18 protein-coding genes and 3 tRNA genes are annotated in these 21,175 nt (G+C 64.8%); 7 read left to right on the top strand and 14 right to left on the bottom strand.

From position 1 onward, the window contains the following. Positions 1-36: 36 nt before the first annotated feature. Entirely contained in the window at positions 37-1,023 is a 987-nt protein-coding gene (gene tilS / locus G6N81_RS10300) for a tRNA lysidine(34) synthetase TilS (protein ID WP_165136490.1), read from the bottom strand. A gap of 72 nt (positions 1,024-1,095) precedes the next feature. Here tilS and ppa point away from each other — a divergent pair, with 72 nt between their 5' ends. Continuing rightward, complete coding sequence (gene ppa / locus G6N81_RS10295) at positions 1,096-1,587, top strand: inorganic diphosphatase (RefSeq protein ID WP_165136487.1); 492 nt, start codon at positions 1,096-1,098, stop codon at positions 1,585-1,587. Positions 1,588-1,645: 58 nt separating this feature from the next. Here the strand turns inward: ppa and G6N81_RS10290 are convergent, their stop codons facing one another. Beyond that, a complete protein-coding gene (locus G6N81_RS10290) occupies positions 1,646-2,437 on the bottom strand; it encodes an ABC transporter permease (RefSeq protein ID WP_165136484.1) in 792 nt (263 codons plus the stop codon). Further along, entirely contained in the window at positions 2,434-3,282 is an 849-nt protein-coding gene (locus tag G6N81_RS10285; RefSeq protein ID WP_241244955.1) for an ATP-binding cassette domain-containing protein, read from the bottom strand. Before G6N81_RS10285 ends, G6N81_RS10290 begins: the two co-directional genes overlap by 4 nt. A 20-nt stretch (positions 3,283-3,302) precedes the next feature. On the opposite strand from G6N81_RS10285, the gene G6N81_RS10280 reads away from it, so the two are divergent. After that, the gene (locus tag G6N81_RS10280) at positions 3,303-4,193 is read left to right on the top strand and encodes a helix-turn-helix transcriptional regulator (RefSeq protein WP_241244954.1); all 891 of its coding nucleotides are present in this window, start codon (positions 3,303-3,305) and stop codon (positions 4,191-4,193) included. Here the strand turns inward: G6N81_RS10280 and G6N81_RS10275 are convergent. Further along, complete coding sequence (locus tag G6N81_RS10275) at positions 4,190-5,704, bottom strand: peptidoglycan DD-metalloendopeptidase family protein (protein WP_165136478.1); 1,515 nt, start codon at positions 5,702-5,704, stop codon at positions 4,190-4,192. The genes G6N81_RS10280 and G6N81_RS10275 overlap by 4 nt on opposite strands. Before the next feature lie 221 nt (positions 5,705-5,925). Here G6N81_RS10275 and G6N81_RS10270 point away from each other — a divergent pair. The 4 genes from G6N81_RS10270 to G6N81_RS10255 all read left to right on the top strand — a co-directional run bounded on the left by G6N81_RS10270 (position 5,926) and on the right by G6N81_RS10255 (position 7,225). Continuing rightward, positions 5,926-5,998: transfer RNA gene (locus G6N81_RS10270), tRNA-Glu, on the top strand. Positions 5,999-6,039: 41 nt separating this feature from the next. After that, positions 6,040-6,113 (top strand) — tRNA-Asp (locus G6N81_RS10265). A 62-nt stretch (positions 6,114-6,175) separates the two neighbouring features. Further along, positions 6,176-6,248: transfer RNA gene (locus G6N81_RS10260), tRNA-Phe, on the top strand. A gap of 488 nt (positions 6,249-6,736) precedes the next feature. After that, positions 6,737-7,225, top strand: a complete 489-nt coding sequence (locus G6N81_RS10255; protein WP_165136475.1) for a Pr6Pr family membrane protein — start codon at positions 6,737-6,739, stop codon at positions 7,223-7,225. Here G6N81_RS10255 and G6N81_RS10250 read toward each other — a convergent pair. The 5 genes from G6N81_RS10250 to G6N81_RS10230 form a co-directional block, all read right to left on the bottom strand. Beyond that, complete coding sequence (locus G6N81_RS10250; protein ID WP_165136472.1) at positions 7,214-7,744, bottom strand: acyl-CoA thioesterase; 531 nt, start codon at positions 7,742-7,744, stop codon at positions 7,214-7,216. The genes G6N81_RS10255 and G6N81_RS10250 overlap by 12 nt on opposite strands. A 58-nt stretch (positions 7,745-7,802) precedes the next feature. Continuing rightward, positions 7,803-8,216, bottom strand: a complete 414-nt coding sequence (locus G6N81_RS10245; RefSeq protein WP_165136469.1) for a DUF2255 family protein — start codon at positions 8,214-8,216, stop codon at positions 7,803-7,805. 17 nt (positions 8,217-8,233) lie between these two features. Next, positions 8,234-9,130: an oxygen-dependent tRNA uridine(34) hydroxylase TrhO gene (gene trhO, locus G6N81_RS10240; RefSeq protein ID WP_165136466.1), complete on the bottom strand. Its 897-nt coding sequence runs from the start codon at positions 9,128-9,130 to the stop codon at positions 8,234-8,236. Between the two features lie 47 nt (positions 9,131-9,177). Beyond that, on the bottom strand, positions 9,178-9,552 hold the full coding sequence (locus G6N81_RS10235; RefSeq protein ID WP_165136463.1) for a recombinase family protein: 375 nt from the start codon (positions 9,550-9,552) through the stop codon (positions 9,178-9,180). A gap of 61 nt (positions 9,553-9,613) precedes the next feature. Then, on the bottom strand, positions 9,614-9,877 hold the full coding sequence (locus G6N81_RS10230) for a glutaredoxin domain-containing protein (RefSeq protein ID WP_165136460.1): 264 nt from the start codon (positions 9,875-9,877) through the stop codon (positions 9,614-9,616). A 70-nt stretch (positions 9,878-9,947) separates the two neighbouring features. Between G6N81_RS10230 and G6N81_RS10225 the strand changes: the two genes are divergently transcribed. After that, positions 9,948-11,084 (top strand): glycosyltransferase, encoded by a 1,137-nt coding sequence (locus tag G6N81_RS10225; RefSeq protein WP_165136457.1) that lies wholly within the window; start codon positions 9,948-9,950, stop codon positions 11,082-11,084. A gap of 52 nt (positions 11,085-11,136) precedes the next feature. On the opposite strand, the gene G6N81_RS10220 is transcribed toward G6N81_RS10225, so the two are convergent. The 5 genes from G6N81_RS10220 to recQ form a co-directional block, all read right to left on the bottom strand. Further along, positions 11,137-13,188 (bottom strand): acyl-CoA dehydrogenase family protein, encoded by a 2,052-nt coding sequence (locus G6N81_RS10220; RefSeq protein ID WP_241244953.1) that lies wholly within the window; start codon positions 13,186-13,188, stop codon positions 11,137-11,139. A gap of 72 nt (positions 13,189-13,260) precedes the next feature. Continuing rightward, positions 13,261-14,388 (bottom strand): HTTM domain-containing protein, encoded by a 1,128-nt coding sequence (locus tag G6N81_RS10215; RefSeq protein WP_165136454.1) that lies wholly within the window; start codon positions 14,386-14,388, stop codon positions 13,261-13,263. Beyond that, a complete protein-coding gene (locus G6N81_RS10210) occupies positions 14,385-15,212 on the bottom strand; it encodes a DUF5819 family protein (RefSeq protein ID WP_241244952.1) in 828 nt (275 codons plus the stop codon). The genes G6N81_RS10215 and G6N81_RS10210 overlap by 4 nt, the downstream gene beginning before the upstream one ends. Beyond that, positions 15,209-18,733, bottom strand: coding sequence for a choice-of-anchor G family protein (locus tag G6N81_RS10205; RefSeq protein WP_165136451.1), 3,525 nt, complete (start codon positions 18,731-18,733; stop codon positions 15,209-15,211). The genes G6N81_RS10210 and G6N81_RS10205 overlap by 4 nt, the downstream gene beginning before the upstream one ends. 185 nt (positions 18,734-18,918) lie before the next feature. Next, complete coding sequence (gene recQ, locus G6N81_RS10200) at positions 18,919-20,925, bottom strand: DNA helicase RecQ (protein WP_165136448.1); 2,007 nt, start codon at positions 20,923-20,925, stop codon at positions 18,919-18,921. Positions 20,926-21,175: the final 250 nt, after the last annotated feature.

Here is a 21,175-nt window from a genome sequence, read left to right as displayed (position 1 = left end):
GGCGTGCCGCTGACCGGATCCACAGCGCCCGCTGTGTCAGCGCGCGGAGAAGACGACGCGTCCGGCGCGGCGTGTGGCCTGGCAGCCGGGCAGGTCGATCGGGCCCTGCCCCTTCCAGTGCGTTGCGAGTCGCGCAACCTCCAGCGTCTGGGTGCGGCTAAGAGCCACCCCGAACTCGCTGCTGACGACGTATCGGATGATGCGTCCGCGCAGCGCGGGAGGGTTGGCGGCGAGCGCCGCGCACGAAACCGCGATACCTGCCTCGGCGTGTTCGACGATGTCCTCGATCGTCTCGTCGATCATCTCGGCGAAGGCCTCGTTGTCTTCCCGCAGCTGTTCGGCGGTGCGCGCCAGGGCCTCGGCTATTCCGGGGCCCAGTTCGCTCTCGAGAACGGGAAACACCGTGTTCCTCACGCGAACGCGTGCGAAGCGCTCATCACTGTTGTGCGGGTCCGACCACGGCTCCAGACCCGAAGCGGCGCAGAACGCATGTGTCGCCTCGCGCCGAAGACCGAGCAGCGGACGGATCCACGCGAGGCCCCTCTCGTCGATGCGGTGCGGCGACATTCCCTGCAGGCTACCCGCTCCGGATCCGCGAGCGAGCCCGAGTAGAACCGTTTCCGCCTGATCGTCGAGGGTGTGGCCCAGCACAACGGCGCCGGCGCCCGTCTCGAGCGCAACTTCGCGGATCGCCCGGTACCGGGCATCGCGCGCCGATGCTTCGGGGCCTCCGTTGCCGGTGACCTCGACGCGCGCGACGCGTGCATCGGCGATTCCGGCTTCGCGGGCCTGTTCCGCCGCGCGCGCGGCAACGCGTGCCGAGTGCTCCTGGAGACCGTGATCGACCGTGATCGACACGGCTTCAACGCCGGCTTTGGGTGCTTCGAACGCGAGCGCCGCAGCGAGCGCGAGCGAGTCCGGCCCGCCCGAAAGCGCGACGAGCACTGTCGTCCCCGAGCCTTCGAAAGGACGCAGGGCGGTGCGCACGGCGAGGCGCACAGAAGCAATCGTGGGATCCAGCACCCCTTAAGCGTAAGGAACCAGAGGTAGGGTTATGCCCGATTCCCATCCCATACGCTGAAGGAGCGACACCGCATGGGCGCGTACGACGCAGTCATCGAGATCCCCCGCGGCAGCCGGGTCAAGTACGAAGTCGACCACGAAACTGGTCGTGTCTTCCTTGACCGCGTGCTCTACACGACGTTCGGTTACCCGTCTGACTACGGATTCTTCGAGAACACCCTCGGCGAGGACGGCGACCCGCTCGACGTGCTCGTGATCATGGATCACTCGGTGTTCCCCGGCGTCGGCGTCAAGGTGCGCCCCGTTGGCGTTCTGAAGATGAGCGATGAGGCCGGCGGAGACGACAAGGTCATCGCCGTTCTCGCGAAGGATCCCCGCTGGGACCACATCCAGGACGTCGATGACCTCCAGGAGTACACCCGCAAGGAGATCACCCACTTCTTCGAGCACTACAAGGATCTCGAGCCGAACAAGTGGGTCAAGGTTGACGAGTGGGCAAACGCCGCTGAGGCCGAGCGCCTCGTCACCGAGGCATTTGAGCGCTTCCAGGCTCAGGGTCACTGACGCCTGAGACGACTCACGAAGGGGCCCCGTTCACATCGAACGGGACCCCTTCGCTCGTTTAGGAGCTTTTCTTCATCGACCGGATTCCGACGAAGAGGCCAATAACGGCGAGCGCAATCGCAGACAGCATTCCCCAGCCGATGACGGCGGCACCAAAGTCACCCGAAATCAGGGCGCGTTCGGCCTGCACCACCCAGTTGACCGGGTTGACGGTGCTCACGGCGCGCATCCACGCGGGCCCGTCGTCGAGCGGAAGAAGCACGCCCGACAGAATCAGCAGCGGGAAGATCAGCGACTGCTGCACGCCCCAGAACAGCCATTCGCGGTTCTTCGTCGCCAGCGCCAGCGCATAGGAAAGCGATCCGAGGCCGATGCCGAAGACGGCGAGGAGTGCGATGCCGATGACGAGCCCCAGCGGATTCGCCGCAAAACCAAACGGCAGCGGGATCAGCACGATGATCAGCGCCTGGACGACGATCGGCGCGACCTCTTTGAGTGCCCTCCCCACCAGCAGCGACGCCCGCGAGAGCGGAGCGACGAGGGTGCGCTCGTGTGATCCCGTCATCATTTCGTACTGAAGGTTCGATCCCGTTGCTCCCGTTCCGAAGAGCACGATCATCACCAGCACGCCCGGAACGAACCAGCTGAGCGTCTCGGCGGCTGGTGCGCCGGACTGACCGATGAGCAGCGGAGCGAACAACCCGAGAAAAACGAGGGGTTGCAGCAGGCTGAAGATCAGCGTGAACGGGTCGCGGACAACGGGTCGCAGCTCGCGGACCAGCACGTTCCAGGTATCGCGCGCGGGGTTGCGGCGAACGGCGGTGTCGATCGGGGCGGTTGTCACACTCATCGTGCGGCTCCTGTCGTAACGGGGGCGTTGTCGGCCTGTTCGGTTTCTTCCGGGGCGGCCTTCTCTTCGCGCAGGCTGCGCCCGGTGAGTGCGAGGAAGACGTCGTCGAGAGTGGGCGGCACGCCCGTTGCGCTGGCGACGATGATTCCTTCGGCATCCATCGCCCGCACGGCGGCGGGCAGCAGGGAGTTGCCGTGCGGCACCGTCAGGGTGAGGGTTGTTCCGTCGTCGCCGACAGGGCGGTCGGTGAGGGTGCGCAAAATGTCTCCTGCCCTGCGCGCATCGGCGTCGCTCGCGAAGGAGAACGTCAGCGCATCTCCCGCGAGCGACTCCTTCAGGAGGTCAGCCGTGTCGTCGGCGATCACGCGCCCTTCGTCCATCACCATGACCCGCTCGGCGAAGCGATCGGCTTCTTCGAGGTAGTGCGTTGTCACGAAGACCGTTGTGCCGTGCTGGGCCCGCAAATCGAGGATGTGCTGCCACAGGTTGGCGCGGCTCTGCGGATCGAGGCCCGTTGACGGTTCATCGAGAAACAGCAGCGGGGGTGCGTGAACGAGGCCGAGCGCCACGTCCAGGCGGCGTTTCTGACCCCCGGAGAGATGGGACACCTCGCGCATCGCAAAGGCGGTGAGGCCGAGGGATTCGATCAGCTCATCGGCGCGTGCCCTGCTCTGAGCGCGACCGAGGCCGTAGAACGCGCCCTGGCTGCGCAGCTCATCCCGCACGCGCTGGGCGTGGGCGCCGCTCGAGAGCTGTCCGACGTAACCGATGCGTGCGCGCACGCCCATGGGATCGCGAGCAATGTCGTGGCCGACAACGCGCGCCGTTCCGGCCGTGGGCGGCAACAGCCGCCGAGCGCCTCGGGGTGACAGAACGCACCGTCCGAAGAGACATCGACCGCCTCCGCGAACTCGGCTATCGCATCGAGTCGACGCCCGGCGTCGCCGGAGGGTACCGCCTGGAGGCCGGTAGCGCCCTGCCGCCTCTCCTCCTCGACGATGATGAGGCCGTTGCCATCGCCGTGGGGCTACGTGTAGCCGCCGCTCAGCGGCTCCTCACCGACGCCGAAACGCCGATCACGGCGCTCGCCAAGCTGGAACAGGTGCTCCCGGCACCACTGCGCCAACGCGTTAACGCGCTCGCGACCGCGGTTCAGCCGGCCGTGATGCGCACGGGAGCACCCGTGACAACGGAGATTCTCGGAGAACTCGCGATCGCCTGTCGTGATGGCGAACGTCTCCGCCTGCAGTACACCGCCTCCGATGGCACGCAGACGCGGCGGCGCATCGACCCGCACGCCATCACCCCCGCCGAGCGCAACTGGTACCTGCTGGCATGGGATCACGACCGTGACGATTGGCGCACGTTCCGCGTCGACCGGATCGACCAGATCGAGCACACTCGCGTGCTGTTCACGCGGCAGGACATCTCTCCGGAGGAGATCGAGGACCGCGCGCGCGTGGCTGCGAGCTGGGCGCCCCAGCGCATCGAGGGACACGCGGTAATGGAACTCAGCTACGAGGACATGCGTGCTTGGTTCGGCCCCTGGGGTGATGGCTCAGAGCCCGAGGGCGCATCCCACACGCGGTGGCCCATCGGCGGTTCCGATTTCCGCGATGTGATGTATGGCCTCAGCTGGATTCCCGCGGGCACAGACTACGTTCTCGACCTGCCGGACGCCGCGCTCGCGGAGATCCGCGAAACCGTGGCACGCCTGCAACGCGCGCTCGAGCAGTCTGTCGGTTCTTCTGCTTAGAGCCAGATACCGCGCTGCGCCATGAAGTCGGCGGGGTTCACGGTGGGGCCGTTCACGTAGCACTCGAAGTGCAGGTGGCAGCCGAAGGAGTTACCTGTGTTGCCCTCGTAGGCAATGAGCTGACCGGCCGACACTTGCTGCCCCACCCATACCTGGATGCCGCCTTCGACGATGTGCGCATAGCCCGTGCCGATGCCGCCGCCGTGGTTGATGCGAATGTAGTTGCCGTAGCCACCGTTCCAGCCCGCGTAATCCACGGTGCCGGCGCTTGCCGCGTAGATCCCGGACCAGCACCCTGCCGCAAGGTCGATACCCGCGTGGAACGACGACGAACAGTACGACGGACCGCACTGCGTCGTGCGCCACCCGTAGCCGGAGGTCACGCCACCGGAGCTGGGGCGCACCCAACCGCTCGGTGCAGGCCGTGTCGGATCCGGAACCGCTGCTGGGCCGGGCTCCGGCGCGGGGGCGGGGGCGGGGGCCGGCGCGGGCCCCGGCGCGTTCTCGCGCTCACGCTCTTCGCGTTCACGTCGCTCGCGCTCTTCACGCTCCCGCCGCTCACGCTCGACGCGTTCCCGTTCGAGGCGTTCGCGCTCTTCGCGTTCACGGCGCTCCTGCTCCAGGCGGCGCTGTTCGGCTTCGTACGCTTCTCGCTGACGCTCACCCTCGCGGTATTCCTCAACCGTCTTGGAGGTTTCATCCTTCAGCGCCGCAAGCTGCGCTTCGAGGGTTCCGAGGTACGACTGCTGATCGGCGAGGGCCTGCTCGGCGGCGGCCTGCGCCTGGCGGGCGGCCTCCATCTTCTGCTCGGCGATGACCTGCAAACGGTCGCGCTCGGCGCGGGCTTCCTCCGCCAGCAGGGTGAGGTGCTGAGCGGAATCGCGCGCCGCGACGGCGTCGGCGTAGATCGACTCGTTGCGCTGGGCCAGCTTGTCCATCTGGCCGAGCTTCGACAGAAGCTCATCGGCGTCGCCGGCGGATTCGGCAAACAGCAGGTCAAAGGCGGTGCTTTCGCCGCCGGCCCGCACGCGCTGAGAAGCCACCCGGGCAGCGGCGGCGGCAGCGGCGGCGGCCCGCTCTGCCTCTTCGTCGGCCTGCCCCTGGAGTTCTTCGGCGCGGAACGCGGATTCGAAGTACTCCTGCTGCGCCTCGTAGAACTCTTGTGAGGCCCGTTCCGCGGCAGCCTGAGCCTCGGCAACTGCGCCCCGCAGCTGGGTAATTAGCGCTTCTATGCGCGAGACCTCGCTCGCCTTCGCGCTCTCGTTCGAGCGCGCAGACTCGACGTCTTCCCACGTGGGGTAGTCGGAGGGGTCGTAGCTAATGGTCGCCGCGAAGGCGAACGGTGAAAAAGAAAGAGCCCCGAACGTTCCGGCGGCGACAACGCTGAGGGCACCGGCCGTGAGGGCTCCACGCCGGGAGACGGGGCCCCAGAGGCGCTTCTTCTCTTCGGTAGTCGGCGCACAGTCGCACGCCTCATCTACCGTTTCGCGGGCGTCGGGGAAGTGGCTCACATCCGCCACAGTAACAAGGACGGCGCGAAAATCGACCTGTCATCCAGTATCCGTTTCGCGCCGCACGGCCACCCGCGGCCGAATTGTTCCGCCGCATGACACGCGCTCAGGCTCCTCTCCGACACGCCCGAGGCGCCAGAGAAGCGGCGCCGTTTTGCCGTGGACGACCGGTTGTGCCTAATATAGAACGGTTGGCGCGACACCCCAGCGGTTCGCAACACGGCCCCATCGTTTAGCGGCCTAGGACGCCGGCCTTTCACGCCGGTAGCACGGGTTCGAATCCCGTTGGGGTCACGTAACAGATATAACTGAAAACCTGTGCGAAAGCACAATCTGGCCCTGTAGCGCAGTTGGTTAGCGTGCCGCCCTGTCACGGCGGAGGTCGCGGGTTCAAGTCCCGTCAGGGTCGCTCCACTTCGTATGGCCTTCTTTCGAGGAGGCCATACTTGTAGGATGCGGCAATAGCCGTAAGGCTCTGTAGCTCAGTTGGTAGAGCGCACGACTGAAAATCGTGAGGTCACGGGATCGACGCCCGTCGGAGCCACAAGATGACCATTACAGTCATCCTAGAAACCCTCGCCTAGCTTCTACATGGCGGGGGTTTTGCTTTACCCCGGTGAGAGGCGGCTTAGCCTAGCCCGAGGATCATTCCTCCGCGTGCCATGCGGTCATCGGTCTAGCCATTCTTGCGATCGAGGATGCGGTTCGCGTACCAGTACGGCGGCCTTCGGCGCTCCGCAGCCCACAACTCCACTTTCGTGTGCGTCGACCTGTGCCTGCGCCCCGAGATGCCTAACGAAGGAAAAACTCCGGCGAAACGGCCCGGAACCTCGAAAAGCACGACTCCGGTGCTCGGATTTCCTTCGTTAGGCGTGACGGGCCCCTGCTTCCTTCCCACTCCCCCCACCCTCCCCGGTGAGCACGTGCGTCCCGTAAGCCTCGAACGCGACCGTCCTCGCGCTACGGTCACCCCATGGCCGAATCGACCAGGGCGCATGCGCCCCGACGCACGGACGCAGCGCGGGTGACCGCGTGGCAGATTGGGCGCCTCGTTGCGTCCGCCGCCATCGCGGCGAGGAGCCCGCCTGGCTCGGGGTGCTCCTCGCCTGCGCGTCGACCTACATGATCGTCACGGGCATCGTCTACAACCTACTGCTACGCGGCATTGAGAACCCCTCAACCGTTGTCGCGTGGGCCGACGAGGTTCTTCATCTGATCGGCCCCGCGCTCCTGCTGGCGGATGTGCTGTTCGCTCCGCGTCGCCGTCCCCTGCGCTGGGCAGCGATCTGGGCGATTATCGCCTTCCCCCTGGCCTGGTCGGTGTACACGCTCCTTCGTGCGAACACGATCACGGCGCCCGCGACGGGCAACGCCTGGCGGTATCCGTATCCGTTCCTCGACCCGCACCTGCAGGGCGGTTACGGCGGTGTCGCACTCTACATCGCCGCGATCACGGTATGCTTTACCGCCGTCGCGGCGGCAATCGTCTGGGCGTCGCGAGCCCGCGCATCACGACGCTGAGCTGGAGATCCGCACCTCGTCCGCCCAGGTGGTCACCCACTCCGGCAGCACCATGTCTTCCGGCATCGGCTCGGGGCAGACGGCAAGCACCTCGGCGCCGCTGATCGTTCCGCCCGTCTTTCGCAAGAAACGAGCCTGGATCACCGCCCGGGCAACGACAGTGTCGCCCCGGACGAACTCCTGTTCCATGTAGGTCGATCGCTCGTCAACACCCAACACGCGAGTGCGAACGACGAACCTCTGCCACAACGTCAGCGAACGCTTGTAGGAGATCGTCTGCGCAGACACAACGGAGTACCACCCGTGATCGGACACAATGCGTCCGAATCCGGACCGCATCATCAGGTCCAGGCGCCCCAGGTCGAGCAGCGTCAAGTAGCGCCCGTTGTTCATGTGCCGAAGCACGTCCAGGTCGGTGGGAAGAACGCGAAACGGAGTCTCGGTCTGATCCCAGAGCGACACGGCGGGAGCCTTGCGAACGCGCAGGCGAAGGAGAAGAAGTCGAAACAGCAGATTCACGACGTCTAGTAGAGCACTCCTCCCCCAAAACGCGTGATTCGTTGTGGGGAACCGATAACTAGGGTGAGACGACGCGCAGGGTGCAGGCTGTTGCCTCGGGGCTCAGCATCGCGTCGATCGACGATCTCATCGCCCCTTCGTACTTGCGCTCAATCTCGGCGTCGATCGCGGCGTGAACGGCGTCGTTCGCGGGAACCGGCTGCATCGCGACGGCAGTCCGGGGAAGCTCCAGCGCCGCGTCACGGTCGCTTTCCGCGATCTTCCCACTCTCCGTCGCGAAGGCGACGGGGCGTCCGGAAAGAACGTGGCGGTACCACCACGCGCTCGGGCCGTACGCGGACCGCACATAAGCCACCCCGTCGACCACCATCGACCAGATCGGCGTTGCCGCCCGCCGGCCATCACGCCGCGTTGTCACAACGGCGACAACCTCGGTGTTGTCCAGAAAGCGCAGCATCTCGTCGGAAGCCATGCTCCGACGCTACCGCCTTATACGGCAGCTGGGGCGTGGCGGTGACAGGCTGCCGCCTGGCCGCAGTCCTCGCACAGAACAACGCGCGAGCGGCAGGCATCGTCAACGCAGTTGACCATGCGGTCAGACGGCGACGCGCAGGAGGCGCACTGCCCGATCGTGTCGGCGTTTTCGCCGAAAGTCATCGTCTCTCGTCCGTCGAAAACGTAGAGCGATCCCTGCCACAGACCCGTGTTTCCGAAGGTCTCGCCGTAGCGAACGATGCCGCCATCCAACTGGTAGACGTCGGTGAAACCACGGCTGGTCATCAAACTCGACAGCACCTCGCACCGAATGCCGCCCGTGCAGTACGTGACAATGGGCTTGTCCTTGAGATGGTCGTACGTGCCCGACTCAATCTCATTGATGAAGTCCCGCGTTGTCTCGGTGTTCGGAACGATCGCGTTCTTGAACCTCCCGATCTCGGCCTCGAACGCGTTTCGCCCGTCGAAGAAGACAACGTCGTCCCGTGACTCGACGAGCTTGTGCAGTTCGCCGGGCTTGAGGTGGGTTCCGCCGCCGATCACGCCGTTTTCGTCCACCGCGATCTCGCCGGGGGCGCCGAAGGAGACGATCTCATCACGGACCTTGACGGACAGCCGGGGGAAATCGAGGCTGAAGCCGTCTTCATCCAGGCCGGTTCCCGTCGACCACTTGAAGTCAATATCCGCGAAGGGGGCGAACTGCTTCGTCTTGCGCACATACTTCTTCAAAGCGGCCATGTCGCCGCCGACGGTGCCGTTCATCCCGTGATCGGACAGGAGGATCCTGCCGCGCAGGCCCAGCAGCTCGCACAGGTCGCGCTGCCACAGCCGAACCGCTTCGGGATCGGCGATCGGCGTGAACACGTAGTAGAGGAGAATCTTGGCGGGCACATACCCAGATTAGGCGCGAAGCTTGAGCGGCGCCCGAAAACCCCGGATCAGCCGGAAACGGGTGGCGCTGCGTCGTGCGTCAGAACCTTGATCATGATGCCGCGGCGACCGAGCTCAGCGATCGTCTGCGCCTCTTCTGCCGCGTCCCGCCCGAAGACTAGCGCGCTGGTGACAACAACGACATCGCCGCGTTCGAGGCGGCCGAACAGGCGGTTGAGCCGCTCGTCCCACGTTTCGCTGACGTTCGGCGCCGGGTGCCGGAACCCCTCGATCGTCACACCGAACTGAGTGAGTTGATCGCGCTGCTCGATGACGGACGGCATGCCGTCGCGAGCAACAACGACGCCGACGAGGCGGGAGCCCACCGGGCGGGCTCGCCAAATCTCGTTCTCGGTGCTGACCTGCTCGACGTGCTCGCTCACATCTCCATTGTGCCGCAGGTGAACGCCTCTCGCCCGCAACGACGCCGAAGACGTCCGGCGTTCAGATCAGGGACAGCTCTCGCAGCTTCTTCTCGACGTCGGCGTTCGACGGTTCCACCTGGTGGCTGGCATCGGGGTAGACGACGACGGGGATGTTCGTGCGCCCCGAAATGTCCTTCGCCACCTCGGCCGAAGCGGGGTCGTCCGCCAGATCGACATATGTGTACGCAACACCGAGGCCGTCAAGCTGCGCCTTCGTGCGGCGGCAGTCACGGCACCATTCGGCGCCAAACATCGTGATCGTGTCCTGGGCGGGATTCGTCATACTTCCAGAATACGTCCGTCCGAGAGGACGGGCGCGGCTCGCTCATCATCCTTCGTGCGACCATGGAGAAATGCAGTCACAGGGGGCGGTGGATCTGACGATCGTCGTGCCAACGTTCAACGAACGCGACAACGTCGAAGAGCTGGTGCGCCGCACGGCGGCAGCTCTTGCTGGTCGTCGTGCCGAGATCCTCTTCGTCGACGATTCCTCGGATGACACTGCCGACGTTGTTGAGCGCGTTGCCATGACAGCGCCGCTACCGGTGCGCGTGATCCGCCGGGAACGTGCCACCGCCGGCCTGGGCGGTGCTGTCGTCGAGGGATTCCGCGCGGCATCCGCCGACATTTGCGTTGTGATGGACGGCGATCTTCAGCATCCCCCCGAGACGATTCCGGCGATCGTCGACCATCTGGAACGCTCGGACGCCGATATCGTCGCGGCCTCCCGGTACATGGGAGGCGGAAGCGCAACCGGTCTCGCCGATGCAACGCGTCGCCTCGTGTCCTGGGCGTCGACGGCCGTGACCCGCGCGATGTTCCCCCTGAAGCTGCGGGAGATCACCGATCCGATGACAGGGTTCTTCGGCGTTGACCGCACGCGCATCAACCTTGAGACGCTGCGGCCCCGTGGGTTCAAGATCCTGCTCGAAATCATCGTGCGCGGGCCGCTCCGCGTCGAGGAGATACCTTTCTCCTTCGCCGACCGCCACGCGGGAGAGTCGAAAGCGTCCGTGAAACAGGGCGCGCGTTTTGTACACCAGCTTGCCCTGCTGCGCTTTGGAAAGATGAGCGGCTTCGCCCTGATCGGCGCAATGGGAGCGGTTGCCAACGTCGCGATCGTGTGGCTGCTGACCGGACTCGGAGTCGGTTACCTCTGGGCGGCCGTCATCGCCGCAGAAGCCACGATCATCGCGAACTTCCTCCTGGCCGAGAGGTTCGTATTCCACGATATGCGCGAGCATGCCCGCGGATTCTGGCGACGCTTCGCATCGTCGTTCGCGTTCAACAACATCGAATCGGCGATCCGCATTCCGGTGATGGCTTTGATGGTCGAAAGAGCCGGAATGTCGAGTCCTCTCGCAACAGCCATCACCCTCGCCGTGGCCTTCCTCGTGCGCTTTACGTTCCACTCGCTCGTGGTCTACGCGCCGCGCTCCGACTCATCCGTGCGCGCGTCGTCGCCCGCCGAGAAGGTCAGCGGCGCATAACGGTGTCGTGCGGTGCGGTGATCTGATCACCGCACCGCACGACACCGCAACATCAGCGCTTCTTCGCGACCTTCTCGGGAACGGGTGCGTTACCGGACGCAGCCAGTTCGGCGTAGTGCGCGCGCGCTTCGTCCTGACGTACCTTTTCAGCGCCGGAAGCGATCGGAGCCCGCACATGCTCCGGCGCGAGGCCGAACGCGTCGACGAGGTCCTGCGCGTGGGGGCGCAGACGCTCGCACAGTCGATCGATGTAGCGCGAGACACTCGCGGCGCGTTGCGTCGACAGACGGCCGTTGATGAGGTGCCAGGAAAGATGCTTTTCGATCATCGTCAGACCGAACAGATCGCGCACCCACGTGAGAACAGCGCGGGTGCCCTCGTCCTCAATCTCGTCGAGCGCATCGGTGAACGACTCCCACTGCAGCAGCTCGCCGTGTGCACGGGCCGCCTCGATCAGCTCCACCTGGTTGTCATTGAACACCTTCTGCGCCTCGACGGGGTCGAGTTTGCGTGCCTGGTTCAGGCGCGTTCCCACATCGGTGACCATCTGCTCGACGCGGTCGGCGAGAAGCGCATGCTGGTCCTCACCGCGCAGCCCCAGCTCGACGGACCGGGCGATCGAGCCCAGGTCGGTGACGGTTTGTCCCAGCTGGCGGAGGCCCGCTCCGTGGAAGAAGCGCGACGCTCCCTGTTTGGCAGCGTAGGCCGCGAGCTTTTTCGTATCGGCCCCCGAGAACTGCTTGGCGAAGTCGCCCAACAGGCGCTTGCCCACCAGCTGCAGCAGCACGTTGTTGTCGCCCTCGAAGGTGGCGTAGACATCGAGGTCCTGGTGCAGAGTAACCAGACGGTTCTCCGCCAGGTATCCCTGTCCGCCGCAGGCTTCTCTTGCCTCCTGCACGGCATCTAGGCCGTGCCAGGTCGACAACGGCTTCAGCGCCGCGGCGAGTGTTTCGAGGTCTTCGCGCGACTCGTCGGTGTCGTTCTCACCGCTGAAGACGGCGTCGAACTTCTGCAGCAGCTGCTCGTGGGCGAAGGTCTGCGCGTAGGTGGTCGCGATCAGCGGAATCAGGCGGCGACGATGCTTCCCGTAGTCGAGAAGCACCACTTCCTCACCCGTCGGGCCATCGAACTGCCGGCGCTCGTTGCCATAGGTGACGGCAATCTTCAGTGCGAGCGCCGATGCCCATGTGGCTGCGCCATCCAGCGAAACGCGCCCCTGGACCAGAGCGCCGAGCATCGTGAAGAACCGGCGTCCGGGGCTGGCGATGGGGCTGGTGTACGTGCCGTCGGCGCCGACATCGCCGTAGCGGTTGAGCAGGTTCTCACGCGGCACACGAACGTGATCGAACGCGAGACGACCGTTGTCGATGCCATTGAGGCCGCCCTTCGGCCCATCATCCTCGCTGGTGATGCCCGGAAGGTTTTCACCGTCTTCGTTGCGGATGGGCACGAAGAAACAGTGCACCCCGTAGTTGACACCGCCCGTGATGAGCTGCGCAAAAACGGTGGCCGCCTGGCCGTGCTTCGCGGCGTTTCCGAGGTAGTCCTTGTAGGCCCCACGGAACGGGGTGTTGATGACGAATTCTTGTGCGTCGACGTCGTAGGTCGCGGTTGTGCCGATCGACTGGACGTCGGAACCGTGACCCGTCTCCGTCATGGCGAAAGCGCCGGGCAGATCGAGCGAAAAGACATCACGCAGCCACTTGTCGTGATGCTTCTTCGTGCCCAGCTGAAAGATCGCGGACCCGAACAAGCCCCACTGCACGCCGGATTTGATCTGCAGGCTGGGGTCGGCGAGCACGAGCTCTTCGAAGCCCGCAATGTTTCCGCCCTGCGTGTCGAGCCCGCCATATTCGACGGGAAGCGCACGAGAGCTCGCGCCGCGCTGAGCGAGGAGGCGGCACTGTTCGAGCACGCGCTCCCGGTGCTCGAGGTAGTGCTGGCCATCGATGCGCCAAAACGCCTCGTCCTTGATCATCTCGCGGGCTTCGAGGCGGACATCCCGCCACTTTCCCATCAGAACAGGCGTGAGACCTTCGACATCGATGCTCGGGTCGACGGGGGGCTCGGTGTGCTGTTCCGGGCGAACGACAGTGTCTGCCACAGGTCTTCCTCTCAGATCGCGGAGGGTGTCTCCAGTTTCTGAACCTATGGCAGTTCCACTGTCATTCGCAGATTATTTGTCGACCGTCAACAACTCACGGGCGGGCTCGACGGGCTCCGAGTTGTCGGGCTCCTGCTCGACCACTTTCTGCGCATAGCTTGCGCGCACGAAACCGGCCATGTGCTTCCACGTGCGGTCGCGCACGAAGATGAAGTCGATGCCGATCATGGCCAGCGAGAACCAGGGCAGTCCCATGAGCAGCCCGATCGCCAGGTGGAAGCTCATGATCCCCATCAGCGCGAGAATTCGCGTCGGGCGCAGGAGCAACATGAACGGGAAGGCGATCTGCAGAATGATCGATCCCCATGCGGCGATCGTGACCATCGGCCCCCACGCCGTGACCAGGTCGCTGAGGATGGGCCACGTTCCGAACCGCTCCGTCATCAGGGGGTTGTAGACCGCGTATCCGCCCGACCATGGATCGCCGCCGGCTTTGTACAGCCCGCCGGAGACGTAGACGAAGAACACCTGCGTCGCCATGGCGATCAGTGCGAGGTTGTGCAGCAGGTTGCTGATTTCCTCCGGGAGCACGGTCTTGTCGCCCGTCTCGGCGCGTCGACGCGCGTCGAGCGACCAGCGTTTGGCGGGATCGGCGAACAGCATGATGAGCAAAACGATGCGGTACATGTTGTCGCCCTGGTCACCGAGCGCATCGGTCATCTCGATGAAGCTGACCCACATCACGAAGTAGACCGGAAGGACGATCTTGATGCGCCACCCAAGGACGACGAAAATGGCCAGCCCCAGCAGGCCCAGGTACAGCAGCGTGAAGGCCGTGTCGTTCAGGCGAACACTGTGGAACAGGCTGAACAACCACATGTTCGGAAAGTCGCTCGGCGGGTTGTCCGCTTCGCCGTTCCAGACGGACCCCGACCCGAACGCGTACAACCGCGTCGAGAAGTTCGTCAGCAGCAGGCCAATACCCGTCAGGCCCAGGACGATTCGCGAGACGGCAAGACCGTAGCTGGCCTTTTTTGAGTCCAACAACCACGACTCGCTGAAGTACCAACCGCGGCGCACCACGTCCCACAGTGCGGTAAGAACCGCGACGATGATCTCCCGCAGAGCGCGCGGTGTGCGCACGGCAATCGTCTTGGCGGTGGTCCCTGCACGCGCGGCGGTGTCTTTTACGTCAATCATTCTCCGACCATCCGCTCATACCTCGCACGGAATACATCCGCGAACGCGTCGTTCGACTGCCCCTCGTTAATCACAAGGCCACGCCATCCGGTCGGCGCGTACTGGATTCCGGGGCGCTCGGCCTCAGGGTCGTGACGGCTGGCGAAGGGGATGACGTTCTGGCGGGTGGCCTGGAACTGCACTTGTTCGATCTCGTCGCCCCAGATAGCGAGTGCCACCTGTGTGGCGAAGCCCGTTGCGCGGTGCTCCTGCTCGATGTAGGCGTCGACGGCAATGTCGTTGTCGTCGTACGCCTTCATGGCGTCGCCCATGCGAACATCCCACTCGTCCTTGAAGTAGTTGAGTTCGGCGACGCTTTTTTGATCATCCGTCAGGTCTGCCCATGCAGACCGGTACTGGCTCGACACGTCCATTGCCTGGATTCCGGCGCGTGGTGTGAAGAGCTTGTACTGAATCATCGTGAGCTCGACGTCGGTTGCGCTGACCCACTCGGTGGCTTCGCCATCGATGAGGGCGCGGACTTCGAAGCGGAGATCACCGTTGATCGGCTCGGGAGCGAAGACGCTCCACGACTGACCGAACATCGGGATCATGTAGTCCCGCAACATGTCGCCGGGAACCACTTCTCTGATGGGTGCCCAGGGGGCGATCCAGAGAAATGACGCAAAAACGTGCCACGCGGTGAAGGCGCTCGCGATGACCATCACGACGCGCACCCATGGGCGACGTTTCTTTCTGTTCTGCGCGCCGACGACGGCCGTGGCGGCCCGGGAAGATCCCGAGCCGCCACTGCCTGCCATCAGGCGGGGTGTGTGTTCCGTCACACTGCCGAGGTTACGACGTGACGGCGGCGAACCGCCACCGTTGCCGCGCCGGCGATGAGAAGAAGCAGACCGATCGGAACGATCGTGCCCCAGGCGTTGCCGCCCGTGGGAGCAAGGTCGCCCTTGTCAGCTGTCTTCGTAACGACCTCGAACGTGTCGAAGACGGTGCCGGAGGTGGCGCCCGCCAGCTCAACGCGGTGGTCGCCCGTTGTGACGTCATCGGCGATGGTCCAGGTGAAGGTCACTTCACCCTTGTCATCAGCGACGAGCGTTCCGAGGTTGGTCGGCGTCGAGAACATCGTTCCCGTCACGCGCTCGCCGGGCTCGAAGCCGAAGCCGTAAGCGATCTGACCCTCGCCGTGCGTACGAACCTCGTACTCGAGCGACATCGAGATGCCGGATGCGTCGGCGTCAGCCGAAGCGTCAGCATCGACCGTTGCCGCAGCGTCAGCCTCAACCTCTGCTGCTGCGTCGGCGGTTGCCGATGCGTCGGCATCGACTTCTGCGGCCGCATCGGCGGCAGCAGTTGCTCCGGCATCAGCCGAACCGTCTGCGTCAGCCGCAGCAGCGGCCGAAGCGTCAACCGAGGAGTCTGCCGTGGACGCAGCAGCGGCAGCAGCCGATGCGTTGCCCTGTGCGGCGGAGGTGCTGTCGGCGTTGGTCGTCGACGATGCGTCGGCCTGAGCGGCAGCCTGGGCAGCGGCCTGAGCCGATGCGTTGGCGTCGCTCGAAACATCAGCCGAAGCGTCAGCCGAAGAGGTGACGTTGGCAGCTACCTGAGCGGCGGCCTGAGCTGTTGCGTCCGCGGCGGCCGAGGCCGTCGAGGTTGCGTCAGCCTGAGCGGCAGCCTGCGCTGCGACCTGAGCCGCTGCGTTGCTGTCGTCATCCGCGTTTGCCGAAGCCGAAGCCGAAGCCGAAGCGTTGGCGTTCAGATCAGCGTCAGCAGCGGTGGCGGCCGAAGCGTCAGCGTCGACCGAAGCATCTGCATCGGCGTCAGCGACAACCGCTGCGTCAGCGTCAACCGAAGCATCTGCATCAACCGAAGCGTCAGCGTCAGCGGTGGCCGAGGCCGCAACCGAAGCGTCCGCGGAGGAGTCTGCCGTCGAAGCGGCCTCAGCAGCAGATGCTGCAGCCGAATCGGCGTTCGCATCAGCCGTTGCGTCAGCCGCCGCAGAAGCGTCGGCGTTTGTGGCGGACGTTGCGTCAGCCTGAGCAGCAGCCTGAGCTGCGACAGCAGCCGCGGCGTTGGCGTCGCTCGTGACATCTGCCGTCGCGTCACTCGAAGCGTCTGCCGTAGCAGCAGCCTGAGCAGCGGCCTGGGCCGAGGCGTCAGCAGCGGCCGTGGCGTCCGACGTCGCGTCGGCCAGGGCAGCAGCCTGAGCTGCGACCTGAGCCGCTGCGTTGCTGTCGTCATCCGCGTTGGCCGAAGCAGCAGCCGAAGCCGAAGCGTTGGCGTTCAGGTCAGCGTCGGCAGCCGACGTGTCGTCAGCCGTCGCTGTTGCGTCAGCTTCGTCGTCGTCGGTAGCAGTGCCCTCGTTGACCGTGAGGGGCGTCGTCGCGGGAGCCTGGGACTCTTCGCCAACAGCCTCAACCGTGAAGGGGCCTGTGGGGCTGTTCTCGTCGGTCTCGTAGATGTAGGTGAACTCACCAGCGTCATCAGTGACATCCTGGACGGTTTCGCCGCCCGGGAGCGTGATCGTCACGGTCTCGTTGGGAGCAAAGCCCTCACCGGTGATCGTCGACGACTCGCCCTGTTCGATCGCATCGGGAGTCGCAACGATCGACGTTTCGTACACGACCTCATCGAGCGACTTGACCGTGGAGGAGCCGAGCTCAAGGCCAACCGCAAGATCGCCAACGAACGGCAGCAGCTCGATTGCCAGCGCATTGACCGTGTAGGAGTCCTCACCGAGGAAGCCAGTCTCGGCGAAAGCTGTTCCCGGGACGCCACCGATGGTCGCACCATCGGGCGTGTGCTGCTGGTTGATCGTGATCGTCGCAACCTGCGACAGCACGGGGCTCAGGGCATCATCCACCAGCTCAGACACGATCGGGCCCAGGACGCCGTTGATCGTCGGCTGCAGGTTACCAATCAGCTGGTCCACGACCGGCTGAAGTTCGCCTCCGATGTCTTCGACGAGATCAGACAGCGCGTTAACAAGCGGCTGAACAAGGAGGTCGATGTCGACTCCCGCAACGGTGACGCCGCTAACGTCGAAGACCGGCGGCTCAAAGCCTTCCTGACCCAGGAGACCACCGATAGTCGTGTCAAGCGTCACGGGGACATCAGCCACCACGATTCCGCCGGGCAGAACGATCGGAATCGGCAGGAGTGTGATGTCGACAGCGAGGTCGATGTTCACCCCGACCTGGTAAATTTCTGCCGTCAGAAGGTTCACGAGCTTCGTGGTCAACGAGTTGGGGCCGTCACCCGTCACAGCGCTCAGAACGCCCGCGGTGATCGCGTTGACGACATCGCCCGAGAGCAGCTCGGTGTTGGCCGGCAGTTCGTTGAGGTCGTCGAAGTCACCGTCGGACTGCAAGAGAACCGCAGCAAGGTCAACGTCGATGTTGCCGTTGTTGAGGTCGATCGAAACGCTTGCCGGCTCAGTCTCCGTAGAGTTGTCGATCGGGCTCTGCAGCAGCTCCGTCTGAATCGAGGTCAGGAGCGGCGTCCTGTCAATACCGAGATCGGTGAGCGCCGCGTTCAGGCCGCCAAGCCCATCTACGTTGATGGCGTTAATAAGGGTGACGGCGGTGTCGACCAGCTCGAAGATCTCGCCACCCTCGCCGATCAGCGAATCAATCGGTCCGATGACGTCGCCGACGACATCGTCGACCAGCGACACAACGTCGCCGAGCACAGGGCTCGTCGCGTTCAGTTCGAGGTCGGCAATGCGGTACTGCGACGTGACGTCCGGGCCGTCCTTCTCAGCCTGCGAGCCGAGAGCGCCGACCGTGATGGTGGCCTCTGACAGCAGATCCTCGGCGATCGCATCGCCGAGGATCTGGCGAACAAGAGCCGAGAGGTCCAGGTAGGCCGGGTCTCCGATGTTGCCGTCATAGGCATCAATGTCGAGCGCACCGTCCTCGGCAATCAAGCCGGAGGCAGCCAACGAGTGCGTAAGCGAGTCGGAGATCGACGAGCTTTCCGCGAGGCCGAGAGCGCCAAGGTGCAGAAGTCCCGCGCTGTCGTTGTCGGGCTTGATCAGCGGCAGGCCAATCAACCCGAGGTCAATGTCAACGAGGTCGCCAAGCAGCTCAAGGTCGAGGCCGTTGCGGTCCACGGTCGTGTCCGGGAACTCAGTCAGTGAGCTTCCGGCACCCGCGACATCGAGGCCCAGACCGTCGAGCCAGATGAGGTGGGCGTGCGCCGAAGAATCGGCGTCAGTACTGATGACATCCGCTGTCGCGGCGGGAATGCCGCCCAGAGCGGCTGCTCCCATAACGGCCGTGGTGGCGAAAGCGCCAATCCCCAGCCTCGTCTTATTGAGCCGACGCGGTGTATTCCGCGTGGGCACATCATTTGTCGAAGCGCGCAAGCTAGATCCCCTTCGAACACGTGCTTACTTGACAACCGAACCGGCGGTTCAGCGAGCATGCGGCACACGGGGAGCACCCAGCGCGCACACAGGCAACTCCCAATATGGCGGCTCTGAGGGGTCTCTGTCTAGACGGGGAAACAAAAAAGTTCACATAAAAATGTCTATTCTTTCGCGGCAACGACCTCTAGCACCGCTTGGCCGTAGGCATCGCGCTTCTTCGCGCCGATTCCGCTGATGCCGTCAAGCTGGTCGAGACGCGCCGGGCGTTGCTCGGCAATCCCCCGCAGCGTGGCATCGGCGAACACCACGTACGCGGGCACTCCCTGCTCGCGGGCAACGCCGGAGCGCCAGGCGCGAAGCTTCTCGAAAAGCTGCCGGTCTTCGTCGCCGAGCGCGTCGGATGCCGTCGCCTTGCGGGCGCGCGCAGGCTTGTCCGCCCGGCCGATCGTGTCCTTGCGAAGAGGAACGGGGGTGTCCCCGCGCAACACTCCCGCGGAGGATTCCGTCACGGCCAGCGTGTTCCATTCGCCCTGCGGCGCGAGAAGGCTACGCGCAAGCAGCTGACGGATAACACTGCGCCAGTCTTGTTCGGACAGATCCTGGCCAAGACCCCATGTGCTCAGCTGGTCATGCCCGAAACGGCGTGTTCGCTCTGTCTCTTTTCCGCGCAGAATGTCGATCAGGTGACCCGCGCCAAAGGACTGGTTGCGCTCCCGCTGCAGCCGGACAATGGTCGACATCAGCTTCTGCGCAGCGACCAATCCGTCCCAGGTCTCGGGCGGAGTGAGGCAGGTGTCACAGTTTCCGCACGGCGCAGATTCCTGCCCAAAGTAGGCCAGGAGATTCTGCCTCCGGCACACCACGGTCTCGCACAGCGCCAACATGGCGTCGAGGTGCTGCTGCTTGCGCGCCTGAAAGAGGCGGTCGCCGTCGGACTGCTGAATCATGCGGCGTTGCTGAACAACATCACCCAGCCCGTAGGCCATCCACGCCACGGCGGGCTCCCCGTCACGCCCTGCGCGACCCGTCTCCTGGTAGTAGCCCTCGACCGACTTCGGCAGATCGATGTGGGCAACGAACCGCACGTCGGGTTTATCGATCCCCATGCCAAACGCGATCGTCGCCACAACAACAACGCCGTCCTCCCGCAAAAAACGGGACTGGTGCGCCGCACGCACCTCGGCGTCGAGCCCCGCGTGATACGCGATGGCGTCGATTCCCTGCTTCGCGAGGAACTGCGCCGTCTGATCAACCGATTTCCGACTGAGCGCATAGACGATGCCCGCGGAGCCGGCCGGCTGACTGCGAATGAACGACAGCAGCTGTTTGCGGGCGTCGACCTTGGGGTCGATGCGGTATTGAATGTTCGGCCGGTCGAAACTGGAGACAAAGTGCTGAGCGGACGGCATCCGTAACCGCTCGGTGATCTCGCGGTGCGTTTCGCGCGTTGCCGTTGCGGTGAGGGCAAGGCGCGGAACGCCGGGGAATTGCTCCCCCAGGTCTCCCAGCGCGAGGTAGTCGGGCCGAAAGTCGTGGCCCCACTGACTGACGCAGTGCGCCTCATCGATCGCGATCACGCTGAGCGTTCCGCGGGCAAGGAGGTCGCGCGTTGTTTGCAGGCTCAGCCGCTCGGGCGCGACGTACAGCAGGTCGAGTTCGCCCGCGACGTACTGACGCTCCACCTCGACGCGCTCGGGCGCGGTCAACGTGGAGTTGAGGTATGCGGCACGGACTCCGTTGGCCCGCAGAGCATCGACCTGGTCCTGCATCAATGCGATCAGCGGCGAGACCACGAGCCCTGTGCCCTCGCGCACCAGCGCCGGCACCTGGTAGCAGAGGCTCTTTCCGCCGCCCGTGGGCATCAGAACGACCGCATCACCGCCCTCGACAACCTGATCGATGATCGCCGCTTGATCGCCGCGGAAGGCGTCATAGCCGTACACCGTGTGCAGCGCCTCGAGAGCAGAGGAGTACTGAGGCTGGCGCGATGCGCGACCGGTTGCGCCCGACCGCGCCGCTGCGGACGGCACCTCGCCCTCGGATGAGGCGAAGGGGTCGGCCCACGGGGTGGGACCTCCGGAGTAGTCCTCGTACAGATCATCCGGCGGTTCCGCCGGCGGCGTCCAATCGTCGTCGAACGCGGAATCGTACGGGGGCTGCGACGTCATGCTCCCACCCTACGAGTCGCCCCTGACGCCCCGAGCCGAGATCACCCCTAGCGGGCGGGCGCCATTCGGAATAGCGTGACGGCATGGCTGGAGACCGAGAGAACATGACAGCGGCCACCGGAGGGGGAGAGTGGTGGCCGCTGTCGTTCGTCAGGGGATGCGCTACCCATTGACAATGCAATTATGCGCGTGTATTTACCCCCGAGCGATCCGCCACGGAGATTCGTTATCGGAGCGGGACCATTGACCG

The organism is Microbacterium amylolyticum (assembly GCF_011046975.1).
GTDB classification, from domain to species: domain Bacteria; phylum Actinomycetota; class Actinomycetes; order Actinomycetales; family Microbacteriaceae; genus Microbacterium; species Microbacterium amylolyticum.
This window is presented reverse-complemented; position numbering and strand designations above follow the sequence as displayed.

Coding starts and splice junctions, on each gene's coding strand:
- ppa (WP_165136487.1), top strand. CDS start 1,096: ATGGGCGCGTACGACGCAGTCATCGAGATCCCCCGCGGCAGCCGGGTC.
- G6N81_RS10290 (WP_165136484.1), bottom strand. CDS start 2,437: ATGAGTGTGACAACCGCCCCGATCGACACCGCCGTTCGCCGCAACCCC.
- G6N81_RS10245 (WP_165136469.1), bottom strand. CDS start 8,216: ATGGCTTCCGACGAGATGCTGCGCTTTCTGGACAACACCGAGGTTGTC.
- G6N81_RS10230 (WP_165136460.1), bottom strand. CDS start 9,877: ATGACGAATCCCGCCCAGGACACGATCACGATGTTTGGCGCCGAATGG.
- G6N81_RS10225 (WP_165136457.1), top strand. CDS start 9,948: ATGCAGTCACAGGGGGCGGTGGATCTGACGATCGTCGTGCCAACGTTC.
- G6N81_RS10215 (WP_165136454.1), bottom strand. CDS start 14,388: ATGATTGACGTAAAAGACACCGCCGCGCGTGCAGGGACCACCGCCAAG.
- recQ (WP_165136448.1), bottom strand. CDS start 20,925: ATGACGTCGCAGCCCCCGTACGATTCCGCGTTCGACGACGATTGGACG.